Raw genomic sequence first — 12,562 nt, forward strand, 5'->3', positions numbered from 1 at the left:
ATGAATGTTATACAAGCAAGCAAGATAGGAAATCAGGATTGGACTTATTTTCAAGAAAAAAAACAACTCAAAAACCCGTTAGTTTTAGTTTTTGGTAATCGCTTTTTATTAGAAGATGAACAAGTAATTGAGGCTATTCGTGCGGAATTTCCGTACGAAAATTTGGTGTTTGGGTCAACCGCAGGCGAAATTTTAAGTTGTAATGTTTTTGATAATTCAATCGTTGTAACAGCCATTGAATTTGAAAACAGTTCTTTTGCAGTAGAACGAGCCAATATTTTAGATCATCAAAAAAACGGACAAGAATTAGGTGAAGTACTATATCAAAAAATCCCCAAACAAAACTTAAAGCACCTTTTCGTGCTCTCTGAAGGGAGTTTTGTAAACGGCAGTTCACTTATCAAAGGTCTTGAAAGTACTTTAGAATCCCAAGTCAGAATTACAGGCGGAATGTTTGGTGACGATGCGCGTTTTGAAAAAACAATTGCATCTTACAAAGAGAATCCAAAAGAAGGAGAAGTTATATTAATTGGGCTTTATGGTTCATCATTAGAGATTAGCTTTGCTAGTTTTGGAGGGTGGATACCTTTTGGTCCAGAGCGCATTGTAACTCATTCCGTAGATAATGTATTGTATGAAATTGATAGCCAGCCAGCACTCGATCTCTATAGGAATTACTTAGGTGAGAGAGCTAACGAGTTACCCAAAGCCTCTTTGTTTTATCCTTTAAATGTTACGCCACAGGACCGAAAAGAGCCAGTAGTGCGAACCATTTTGAATATTGATAATACGAACTCGTCAATGATTTTGGCAGGAGATGTTCCTACAGATGCAAAAGTACAACTCATGATGGCCTCAGTAGATAACATTGCGGATGGAGCACTGCAGGCTGCTCAATTCGGAATGAAAAACCGAAAAACAAAACCAGAGTTCGTACTTGCTATTAGCTGTATAGGTCGTAAAATGGTGATGAATCAGAGAGTAGAAGAGGAGTTAGACCAAGTGCGAGAAATAGTAGGTGAAGGAGTACCTATAGCAGGTTTTTACTCTTACGGAGAATTAGCACCTTTTAATGGTAGCACTACTTGTGAACTACACAATCAAACCATGACTTTAACCTTAATAAGTGAGTAATGAATTCTTTATTGAAAAGACAAATAGATAAAAAACTGCGGGGAGGGTTAAATGATTTAGATATTTTTCTGGAGGCTATAAATGATTCTTATGAAAATTTTGAGAGTCAAATAAGCTTGCTTCAACGTGCAATGAAAATCAGTTCTGATGAACTTTTTAAAGCCAACCAAAAACTTCGTAACGAGGCCGAAAGTTTGAAGGAAATTAATAAAAACTTAGAGTTTATTTTACAGTCTATGAGCCTGGATGTAGCTCAAATTGATACTGCAGAATCATTCAATTCTACAGATTACATCAAAAAACAATCAATAGAAATCTTAAAAATTAACAAACAAAGGGAAGAATTATTGATGCATCTCGAAAATCAAAACACTATCTTAAACGATTATGCGCACATGGTTTCGCATGATTTGAAAGCTCCTTTACGCAATATTGATACTCTTATAAATTGGTTTATTGAAGACAATAAGGACATGATGAATGAGTCGAATTTAAAATCGATGCAATTAATGCTGTCCAATGTTGAAAAAATGGATTTGTTGATTAAAGGAATTCTCAATTATTCCGAAGTACAAAATAAGGACAGTCTGACGCGATGGATTGATTTGAATTTGATTTTAGAAGATATCACTCGGTTATACAGCGAAGGACACATTACTTTTAAGTTTGATACTATTTTGCCAGTGGTGTGGGGTAATGACGTACGGTTTACGCAATTATTTCAAAATCTTATCCAAAATGCTATCAAGTACAATAATAAACAACACATAGATATTACAATTGGCCATACAGAAGAGGCTAATTTTTACCACTTTTACGTAAAAGATAATGGAGTTGGCATACCAGATAAATACCAATCAAAAGTATTTGATATTTTTTTTAAATTAGAAAACACTAATGCTTCTTCCGGAATTGGATTATCAATTGTGAAAAAAATTGTAGAATTTTATGACGGGACAATTTGGTTGGAAAGCCAGCTCGAAGGCGGCACAACGTTTTATTTTACAATAGCTAAACACAATGGAAAAGCCTAATACAAGTTACATAGACCAATTATCGGGTGCTAATTACGAGTTTCGAGATAAACTAATAGCTATCTTAAAAAGAGAATTGCCTGAAGAGATTAGTGCTTATCAAATGAAAATAGAATCTGGTAATTTTGAAAGTGCGGCACAAATCGTCCATAAATTAAAGCATAAAATTTCAATTTTAGGATTGGAGAAAAGTTACTATCTTGCTGAAAATTATGAAGATAATTTAGTGCAAAATAGCAAAATTTTGCAACCTGAGTTTGAAGGTATTCTGAAATCCATGCAAGAGTTTGTATCTTGCTTGTAATAAATTTTGTTATGAATTGTATTATTATTGATGACGAAGAAACAGCTAGAGCGATCCTAACACAAATGATCGCTGTGTCTCCAGGAGTAAAACTTATTCAGGATTTCCCGAATGCAATTGGTGCAATTAAATTTCTAAATAGTATTGAGGTAGATTTAATATTTTTAGATATTCACATGCCAGATTTTACTGGTTTTGATTTTATTCAAACTTTAAAAAATCCACCTAAGGTAATCTTGGTTACAGCTGATAAAAATTTCGCAATCGAAGCTTTCGAATATGATTGTATTGTTGATTATCTCGTAAAACCAATAACGGAAGAACGCTTTAAAAAAGCCATTCAAAAAGCAGAATCTCATCCAAAAACACCACTAGTTTCCGATTTAAAAAAGGTGGTAGAAAACGATGCAAAGGTTTTTTACATCAATATTGATCGAAGGTTGGTCAAAATCGATACTGATTCGATAGTAATTGTTGAAGCAAAGGGAGACTATATTCATATCAAAACAGAAACAAAAAACTACATTGTACACTCGACCTTAAAAAAAATTGAGGATAAATTACCGTCACAGTTTTTTTTGAAAGTCCATCGTTCGTATGTCATTAATACTAGCAAAATAATAGATATTGAGGATAACAGCATTTTAATAGGCAAAGAGGTAATCCCTGTCAGTAGAGCAAATAAACCAGAACTAATGAAAAGATTAAACCTTCTTTAGTAAGTATACGTTAATTAAATGTGCTTTTATCTTTTCATGGTTAACTCTTAAGTAAAAAAAAACCAATGAAGCCAACCATTTGTCGCAACTTTTCAACCTTCCAACGAAAAATTCAGGAGGTCTTGGTTGTATGTGTTTAATTTTACAGTATTAAATTGAACATTATGAAAGTGCTTCTTATAGATGATCAGGAATTAGTTTTATTGACCATCGAAAAGCTATTAATAGATTTAGGTTATTTAGTGCAATCTGTCAATAACATGGCCGAGGGTATTCAAATATATGATTCCTACGAACCGGATTTAGTAATTACTGATATTGATATGCCGGTAATTCCTAACTCAACTTTCGAATTTAAAACATTAGATTTCATTAAAAAGAAATCGGGTTTGGAGGTCATAAAGTATATCCGGTTGATAAAAAAAAGTCCTACACCTATCATGGTTCTGTCGGGCAATAAACATCCCGATATGATTGCAAGTGCATTTTCTTTAGGTGCTAATGAATACATGGTTAAGCCACTTAGTTTAAATGAAATTGGGTCACGTGTTGAAAGATTAATAGGAAGTGCAAATAAGCATAAACCTGTCAAAACCGCAGTAGGAATGATTCAAAAGTCATGTGTGGGGATAGTAATACCTTTTAATTACAAACCAGGTGATGTGGTGGTTCAGGAGTGGAGCCAATTGGTAAAGCAAAATTTAAATTATCATATTTGTTTGGTCAATTACAATTTAGAACACGACTTTGAATGCGATCAGTTGGAAGAACTTAAAGGCACAAATAAAAGGATTACAGTTTTAAATTTTAAGGAAGCGGTTACAAAGGCTGAAGCCATTCGTTTGGGTGTACTGTATTTAGAAGAGAAACATCAATTTGATTTTATTGTTTTGCGAAACGCCCCTTTCTTTAACAGTCTGGGAGGCATCAAAGATGCCATTGATATAGCATTACAAATAGATCGTAAATACAGCTGTATTACTACTGCGGCAGAAAGTAACACTTATTTTTTTTCTAAAATCCTTCAAAAATTATTAAACGGAATAGCCCGTAGTTTGAATAAACAACTTAATTATTTTAAGCAAGGCGAAATTGAAACCACAGTTTTTTCTATCGAAATTGTTAAAGAGGTATTTGAAAATCCTTTTAAAGCTGATTCAAATTTTCAAAAAGAAATTAAGCAAAGAGCACAAGCTTATAGTAATTAGAATTTTACATTTTAACGGGTTTTAACGAAGTTTTGAAATAGGAAAGAAAGATTTAATGAACTTTAAAGCAAGAAACATGTAGAAAGTTACATTTAATTTACGGTAGTGTAGCAATCTATAAACTCAGGAATTAGCGCAGTTTTGGTTTGTTGTTCAAGCAGTAATTTTTTTCTTTCCATAATAGTAGTAACTTAGGCATTACTTTTGTTGTTGAAAAGTAAAATAAAAATTACAAATTAGCACTGAAAAATAATCTGCCCAATTTATGAAAGAACAATTTAAAAAATTTTTAAACGAGGAACAAGATCCAAAAGCCATAGAAAAAATCGCTTCTAAGTTGAGTGATCTATTAATGAAGAACGAAGAGATTGGCTATATCGCTGTTCAAAAAAAACCAGCTTTGACTGTTTTACCAGATAGTATCGTAATGACTAACAAACGAATTATCATTTGCCAGCCGAAAAACTTGGGACTTTCTATGAATTTTATCGATTATACGTGGGATGAAATTGTGGGCACCTTCGTGAAAGAAAACATTTTGGGATCAGAGTTTTCCTTTACAACAAAAACTAACATGGAAGTCTCGATTGATTATATTCCGAAAATACAGGCTCGTAAAATTTTCACCTACGCAAAAGAACAGCTCGATATTTTAAAAGCGGGTAATACCGCAGCTAATAGTGATTCATACCCAATTGCTGCTACCCCAGAAGTTGAATTTATAGAAGAAATGGAAGCGGAAGAAGTAACCAGTTTCGCAGAGATTATGCCTGTTGCGGCAACGCAATCATTTAACTTCGATACTGAACTAGTACAAGCCGAATCAGAACCAAGTAAGGAAGCAGGACTTGCCGGTTTATCTCAAGACGAATTGTTTGAGAAATTACAGAATTACAAAAAACTACTCGATAACGGCCTGATTTTACAAGGCGAATATGACGCCTTCAAGAAAGAAATTTTGAGTCATATGTGATTCAGTCGAAAGGTCTAAAGTCAAAGTCCTAAAGTGAGAAGGTTATTCTTGACTTTAGGACTTTTGACTTTTAAACTTAAAATCTACAGTGTTTTTTTCTGTTTTTCTACAAAATTATTTGACTGTAATTCTAATAAATCAATAGCGTTTTTGCGTTGCAATTCATATAGTTTTTTATCTTCTGCGATATCAGCGTACACTTTATCATGCATGGATTCACTTGTTTTTACCAATAGAGAGCGCTGGTATTTGTCTTGCTCAATGGTAGCTTTTAAGGCAGTGTCTAAATCTTCTAATTTAAAATCGTATTCGCCTTTTGGAGCCAATAGTTTTGCAATAATTGGCGAGGTTTCAATGGCTAAAAATAGCAACATTATAAAAAACGATGGCAACCAAGGCAACTTGTTCAAGGCATTAATTCGGGCCATTAATCCATCAAAGCCGTCAATAATAGGTTGCGTTTCGGTTACTTTTTTGTCTAAATCAGCTTGTAACGTTTTTGTGTTTTTTTCCATCTCGGCAATTTTAGCCAAGTTGGTTTTTTGTAGGGTATCTAATTCTTGTTTAGCCAAATCATGTTTGGCAATTTTTTCTTTAAAAACAGGACCTTTGCCCAGCTTTTTAGTTCCTGCGGTTCCTTCGGCTTCTTTGATGTAGGTTTCGTACAAGGTGTTAACCTCTTTTTCTTTGGTTGTTATTTCTAATTTCAGCTTGTCGATTTCGGCTTTGTTTTTGTCTAAATCACTTTTGAAATAGGTAGCTACTTCTTTTTTATTGGCCAAAGCCATAGCATTTTTTTCTTTCAACAAAACAGTATTGATTTCCTTCTCGAAAATTTTAATTTCTAAAGGTTTTGAGATTACAATAGCAATAATTATGGCTAGAATAATCCTTGGAGTAGCTTGTAAAAATTCGGCACCAAACTGATCTCTTTTTCGGATAGTAGAAACAATAAAGCGATCTAAATTAAAAATAAGCAAGGCCCAGACAACGCCAAAAGCAATGGCGGGATAAATGCTGTCAAATACGGTAAATAGGGCATAGGCACTGGCCAGAAAAGCCATAACAGCAGTAAAAAAAACAGTAGCGCCAATGCCTACATATTTGGTTTGCTCGCCTTGGGAACAACCGTCTAGGAGCTCGCTATCGGCACCTGAACATAAGATAAAAAAGGGTTTGAACATGATTGGTGATTTTTGATTGTGATTGATATGGCAAATTTAAGGCCAAATTTTTAATTCTGTTGTAAATAGTTGATTTCTTTTTACTTAGGCTCGGGACAAAAAAAAGAGCCGTTCAAAATGAACGGCTCCGGAGAATTGTTGAATTAAAACTAACTTATGCGATTGGTGCGCCAGCTAAGATCTCTGGATTAGCGAACTCTTCGAATTTGGCAAAATTTTCTTTGAATTTTTGCGCCAACTCTACTGCTTTTTGATCGTATAAATCTTTGTCTTCCCAAGTGTTTCTGGGATTTAAAATTTCACTAGGAACGTTAGGACAAGATTGCGGTTTAGCAATACCAAAAACTTTATGATCTTCGTAAGCTACATTATCTAGTTCGCCATTAAGCGCAGCAGTAATCATAGCTCTTGTGTATTTTAATTTCATGCGGCTTCCTACACCGTAAGCGCCACCGGTCCAACCTGTGTTGATTAACCAAACGGTTACGTTAGCATCTTTCATTTTTTTGCTCAACATTTCAGCGTACTTTGTTGGGTGCAATGGCATAAACGGTGCTCCAAAACAAGCTGAAAAGTTAGGTTGAGGTTCTGTTACTCCCGCTTCGGTACCCGCAACTTTAGCCGTGTAACCTGAAATAAAGTGGTACGCTGCTTGACCTGGAGTTAATTTTGCAATTGGAGGCAAAATTCCAAATGAGTCAGCTGTTAAAAAGAATATATTTTTAGGGTTGTTACCAATTGATCCCGGTTGAATATTGTCAATGTGCGAGATTGGGTAACTTACACGTGTGTTTTGAGTAATCGAAACATCTTCAAAATCAACTTCATTGGTTCCTTCTTTAAAAACAACGTTTTCAAGAATAGCTCCTTTTTTAATTGCTCTAAAAATGTCTGGTTCGTTCTCTTCGGTTAGGTTAATTACTTTTGCATAACATCCGCCTTCAAAGTTAAAAACAGTATTTTCATTGGTCCAACCATGCTCGTCGTCACCAATTAACTTACGCTCTGGATCAGCTGATAAAGTCGTTTTACCTGTTCCTGACAAACCAAAAAAGATAGCAGTATCACCGTTTTTACCAACATTGGCACTACAGTGCATTGGCAAAGTGTTTTTGTCAACTGGTAAAATGAAATTTAATGCAGAGAAAATTCCCTTTTTCATTTCGCCAGTATAGCCTGTGCCACCAATTAAAGCTACTTTTTTAGTAAAATCTAAAATAGCAAAGTTGCTTTGGCGTGTTCCATCTACAGCAGGATCAGCCATAAAACTTGGCACACACAAAACAGTCCATTCTGGTGTAAAGTTTTCTAGTTCTGATGCTTCAGGACGCAAGAACATGTTGTAGCAAAATAAGTTTGCCCAAGGCGTTTCGGTCACTACGCGAACATTTAATCTGTAGTTTGGGTCAGAACAAACGTAAGCATCACGAACGAAAACTTCTTTATTTGATAAGTAAGCAGTTACTTTATTGTAAAGCTTTTCGAAAGCAGCAGGCTCAAACGGAATGTTAACTTTACCCCACCATACTTTATCTTCGGTGATAGCGTCGCGTACGATGAAACGGTCTTGTGGCGAACGTCCGGTATATTCACCTGTATTCACAGCTAGTGCGCCAGTTGAACTTTCTATTCCTTGGCCTGTTTTTATTGTAATATCGTGTAATTCTTCAGGAGATAACTGGTACTGAATTTTTGCATTTTCAATTCCTAGGTCTTTTAACGAAATCGATTGCGAGAAAAGCGTGTTGTGGTCCATAAATTTTGTGTTTATAGTTTCTTTTTATAGACTGCAAAAATAGAAATATTATTTCAGTTAGTTCTTAATTCTGACGATTTTGTGATTTTTTATCAAAAATTGATGCCAATAATACGAACCAAGCAATAATTAACAAGAGACCGCCTATTGGTGTTACGAATCCGATAATTCTAAAATCGAATGAGGTGAGTGAATTGGTTGCCAAAAGGTAAATTGATCCCGAAAACAGAACAACTCCACTTAATACTAAGTAATAAATGACTTTGCTTGCTTTTTGCGAAAGCATATCCAGTTGCCCAACTAGTAATAAAAACAGGGCGTGGTACATTTGGTAACGCACTCCCGTTTCAAAAGTAGCCAATTGGTCTACCGATAAAACTTTCTTTAAGGCATGTGCGCCAAAAGCGCCTAAAATAATAGCAATCATCCCTAAAACGGCTGCGGCTTTGATGTATGTTGTTTTCATGTGTTGCATGGTGTTTTGTACAAAAGTATTTCATCTAGGGTTTATTTACAAACCATTATCACTTTAGTTTCCCGTGTATTATCGACTGCTAATTTTGCAAATAGTTGGCGTAACTATTTAAAATAAATCAGTTTTATTTGTTATAAATACAACAATTATGTATGTTTGTGTTATAAATATATAAAATGAGAACAATTTTAATCATCGGTGCAGGAAGGTCAGCTTCGTCTTTAATTCGGTATTTACTTGAAAAATCCGATGAAGAACAGTTGCATCTCGTTATTGGTGATTTGTCATTGGCTTTGGCCCAAAAAAAAACCAACAATCATCCCAATGCTACAGCCATTGCGCTAGATATATTTGATGCGCAACAGCGTCAGCAGGCCATTCAGAATGCCACCATTGTAATCTCAATGTTGCCCGCACACTTGCACATACAAGTAGCCAAAGATTGTATCACCTACAAAAAACATTTGGTAACGGCCTCGTATGTGAGCGATGCCATGCAAGAATTAGATGCTGAGGCAAAAGCAAACAACCTTATTTTCATGAACGAAATTGGACTCGATCCGGGAATTGATCACATGAGCGCCATGAAAGTAATTGATGAAGTGAAAGAGAAAGGCGGCGAAATGATTTTGTTTGAGTCCTTTTGTGGCGGATTAGTCGCTCCTGAATCAGATACGAATTTGTGGAATTATAAATTTACTTGGGCACCGCGCAATGTGGTTTTGGCAGGTCAAGGAGGCGCTGCTAAATTCATTCAAGAAGGCACCTACAAATACATACCCTATTGCAATTTGTTTCGTAGAACCGAGTTTTTACAAGTAGAAGGTTACGGTCGTTTTGAAGCCTATTCAAACAGAGATTCTCTCAAATACCGCTCTGTCTATGGCCTTGATGATGTGCTCACCTTGTACCGTGGCACCATCCGTAGAGTCGGTTTTTCTAAAGCTTGGAACATGTTTGTGCAACTCGGTATGACCGATGACAGTTACATCATGGAAAACTCAGAGAACATGAGCTACCGTGAATTTGTCAACTCTTTTCTGCCTTATCATCCTACTGATTCGGTTGAAATCAAGACACGTTTGATTCTCAAGATTGACCAAGACGACATCATGTGGGACAAATTATTAGAACTCGATTTGTTCAATCCTAACAAAAAAGTCGGACTCAAAAACGCCACACCAGCCCAAATTTTAGAAAAAATTTTAACCGATAGCTGGACTTTGCAGCCCGATGATAAAGACATGATTGTCATGTACCATAAATTTGGATACATTTTAAACGGCAAAAAAGAACAAATCGATTCCAAAATGGTGTGCCTCGGCGATGATCAAACCCATACCGCTATGGCCAAAACCGTTGGTTTACCGGTAGCAATGGCTACTTTACTAATATTAAACGGAAAAATTACCACTCCCGGTGTACAATTGCCCATCCGTAAAGAGGTGTACCAACCCATCCTAAAAGAGTTAGAATCCTACGGCGTACTGTTTCACGAAACCGCCATGCCGTATTTGGGTTACAACCCCGATAAAGAGTTCAGTTAGTTTTTTTTTAGATTTTTAGTTTGATGAATCCGCTCCTTGTACTAGGTAGCGGATTTGTTTTTTAAAATCCTTTATTCATGCGGAGCGTGGCCAAAGTTTGGGCGTGCCCCTCCGTGAAAAACTTCGGGTCAGGCTGTACGCTGCAATCTTTGTGTTTTTAAAGAAAAAACACAAAGGATTTTCGCTGCCATCCTTCACGCAAGCCCGGTTTTCAGTTGCTGATTTTTAATAAATAGTAAGAAAATTTGTTTATATTTGGGAAACGCAAAGCGGAACAAACTTTAGATTATTTACACGTGTTTGGTTGTGGATATGAAGTGTTTTTTCGCTTATTTACAAGTTGGCGGTAATGCCAGAAAAAAAATAAAAAATGAAAAAAATAATTACAATATCGTTTCTATTATTATTCGCTTTTCAAGTCCAAAGTCAAGATAGAAAAACTCCCAAAAAGCTAAAAGTTAATGGAGAATATGTACATCCAAAAACAGACACAAAATTTCCAGCAGAATTCGAAAATTATAAAAGAATTGATGTTTATTCATTTGATAAAAAAGATGAAAACATTGGTGTTACATATGAAAATGAAGTTAATGATAAAAAAACAACAATCTCAATATATTTATATCCATCAAACGAAGCGTCAGAAGATAGATTAAGAATTGAATATTCCAATTCAATGCAATCAATAGCAAATTATTCAAAAGAGGGAATAAATGCAACTCAAAAACTAATACGCAAAATTGGAGATAAATATATCTGTAATGGAATTAAAGCGGAGATGAAAAATGATAAAAAAGATTTTACTAGATTATCTTTGTATGAATGTGGTACTTGGTTCTATAAAATCAGATTAACGACAAATCATTTGGATTCAATTCAATCTGAAGATATTGAAAATAAGATTTTAGAAAAATTTGAACCAACAAGATTGTGTGGAATTAAAAAATTAAATACAAAAGCAGATGTTTATTTTGCCAAAGCAGCATTTAGAGATTCAATTATGTTAGGTTCAGTTATGGGAGGTGCCTTTAAAAAAATTAATTGGGCAATTGAAAATGTAAAAGAAAATGAACGTGCTTCTGGATTTCCTGGATTATATATAGATTTACAAATAGAAAGTATAAAAGAGTTTCTTAAATTTCAGGAAAGATACAAATACAAAAAAACAGAAGCAACCGAGGAATATTTAAAAGAATTAAATTCAATTATTGAGTCGGGATTTATAAATGAATTTTTGATGGAACAATACCAAATGCTGTTAATTGTTCCCGAAAATAGAAATTTAAATTTTGAAGCATTTCAGAGATGGAAAGAAAATAAAAAATTAAAAATTGATCTAAATCAAAAATACTGTGTTTTGTCCTACACAACTGAATAAATATAGGCACTAACCGCCAACAGCGGTTTGGAAATATGGCGGGTTTTGGGCTTAATTTGAAGTTGATTTTGTACTTGCAAAGTCAGTGTTTAATCGAAAGTTTAGGCTTCCTTAATCCGATACATCGCCAAGCTATAGGACGTTAGTGGTCAGTTTAGCCGAACGAAACGAAAAACCAAAAATAGAAAAACAAATCCACGAAAATCGATAGGCCATTTAACGAACTAAATTTTGAAGAGATTAAGTTCTTCATTGAGAATCATAAAAATTATACAGATTTTAATACATTGGGGCTTTATCGTTCTATTTGTGAAAATAATAATATCAACATCGAAGAACAAATTTTTATTCGGGATTACGCAAATAAAATATTTCAGAAAACATTTGATTTCCTTCAATTAAAAGATCCTTGGACTTATCTTAAAGTACAAACTTTAGGAATGGAATTGACAAATGGTGATAAAGAAGAATTTTGGAGAAAAATACGTGAAAATCAACAGAGAATATTGAAGCAAAAACGAATAAGACATCAAAATTTCGGAGAATATTCAAAACATAATTGTGGATATGAAACTTGTCCTATGAATGGTATAATGATTAAACAAGGTTCGTTTATGGCTGAACACGAAATGTCTCTTGGAAACGTATGTAAGTATGTACAAAAGCAAAAGTCTGAAAGGAGAAAATCAGAAAGAAAAAGTGAAAATAAGATAATAAATGAACAACTAAATCTAGAATAAGGTTTTGACGAAATGATAAAAATTGTGATAAATTCAAATGTATTTTCCGCAAGAAACATTTTCATAAAGGGCAAATACTTGATCAGGAAATTTGCCGCTGTTTTGAGCTA

The 12,562-nt window shown here is 34.5% G+C and carries 12 protein-coding genes; 9 read left to right on the plus strand and 3 right to left on the minus strand.

Features of this window, described 5'->3' with window-relative positions; all coding sequences use genetic code 11:
- From ACXX8U_RS00505 to ACXX8U_RS00530, 6 genes are all read left to right on the plus strand, one after another.
- Positions 1-1,134 (plus strand): FIST signal transduction protein, encoded by a 1,134-nt coding sequence (locus tag ACXX8U_RS00505; protein ID WP_458564147.1) that lies wholly within the window; start codon positions 1-3, stop codon positions 1,132-1,134.
- Positions 1,134-2,168, plus strand: a complete 1,035-nt coding sequence (locus tag ACXX8U_RS00510) for a sensor histidine kinase (protein WP_458564148.1) — start codon at positions 1,134-1,136, stop codon at positions 2,166-2,168. The genes ACXX8U_RS00505 and ACXX8U_RS00510 overlap by 1 nt, the downstream gene beginning before the upstream one ends.
- A complete protein-coding gene (locus ACXX8U_RS00515) occupies positions 2,155-2,472 on the plus strand; it encodes an Hpt domain-containing protein (RefSeq protein WP_458564149.1) in 318 nt (105 codons plus the stop codon). The genes ACXX8U_RS00510 and ACXX8U_RS00515 overlap by 14 nt, the downstream gene beginning before the upstream one ends.
- Before the next feature lie 11 nt (positions 2,473-2,483).
- Entirely contained in the window at positions 2,484-3,191 is a 708-nt protein-coding gene (locus ACXX8U_RS00520) for a LytR/AlgR family response regulator transcription factor (protein WP_210790546.1), read from the plus strand.
- 164 nt (positions 3,192-3,355) lie between these two features.
- Positions 3,356-4,399 (plus strand): response regulator, encoded by a 1,044-nt coding sequence (locus tag ACXX8U_RS00525; protein WP_458564150.1) that lies wholly within the window; start codon positions 3,356-3,358, stop codon positions 4,397-4,399.
- A 265-nt stretch (positions 4,400-4,664) separates the two neighbouring features.
- Positions 4,665-5,372 (plus strand): PH domain-containing protein, encoded by a 708-nt coding sequence (locus tag ACXX8U_RS00530; RefSeq protein ID WP_458564151.1) that lies wholly within the window; start codon positions 4,665-4,667, stop codon positions 5,370-5,372.
- A gap of 83 nt (positions 5,373-5,455) precedes the next feature.
- Here ACXX8U_RS00530 and ACXX8U_RS00535 read toward each other — a convergent pair whose 3' ends face one another.
- The 3 genes from ACXX8U_RS00535 to ACXX8U_RS00545 form a co-directional block, all read right to left on the minus strand.
- Positions 5,456-6,556, minus strand: coding sequence for a DUF4407 domain-containing protein (locus ACXX8U_RS00535; protein ID WP_458564152.1), 1,101 nt, complete (start codon positions 6,554-6,556; stop codon positions 5,456-5,458).
- Positions 6,557-6,710: 154 nt separating this feature from the next.
- On the minus strand, positions 6,711-8,312 hold the full coding sequence (gene pckA, locus ACXX8U_RS00540) for a phosphoenolpyruvate carboxykinase (ATP) (protein WP_458564153.1): 1,602 nt from the start codon (positions 8,310-8,312) through the stop codon (positions 6,711-6,713).
- Positions 8,313-8,376: 64 nt separating this feature from the next.
- The gene (locus ACXX8U_RS00545; RefSeq protein WP_458564154.1) at positions 8,377-8,778 is read right to left on the minus strand and encodes a DUF423 domain-containing protein; all 402 of its coding nucleotides are present in this window, start codon (positions 8,776-8,778) and stop codon (positions 8,377-8,379) included.
- 185 nt (positions 8,779-8,963) lie between these two features.
- Between ACXX8U_RS00545 and ACXX8U_RS00550 the strand changes: the two genes are divergently transcribed.
- The 3 genes from ACXX8U_RS00550 to ACXX8U_RS00560 all read left to right on the plus strand — a co-directional run bounded on the left by ACXX8U_RS00550 (position 8,964) and on the right by ACXX8U_RS00560 (position 12,452).
- Positions 8,964-10,334, plus strand: coding sequence for a saccharopine dehydrogenase family protein (locus tag ACXX8U_RS00550; RefSeq protein ID WP_166135805.1), 1,371 nt, complete (start codon positions 8,964-8,966; stop codon positions 10,332-10,334).
- A 370-nt stretch (positions 10,335-10,704) separates the two neighbouring features.
- A complete protein-coding gene (locus tag ACXX8U_RS00555; protein ID WP_458564155.1) occupies positions 10,705-11,712 on the plus strand; it encodes a hypothetical protein in 1,008 nt (335 codons plus the stop codon).
- Between the two features lie 287 nt (positions 11,713-11,999).
- Positions 12,000-12,452, plus strand: a complete 453-nt coding sequence (locus tag ACXX8U_RS00560; protein WP_458564156.1) for a hypothetical protein — start codon at positions 12,000-12,002, stop codon at positions 12,450-12,452.
- Positions 12,453-12,562: the final 110 nt, after the last annotated feature.

This window comes from Flavobacterium sp. GNP001 (genome assembly GCF_054343775.1).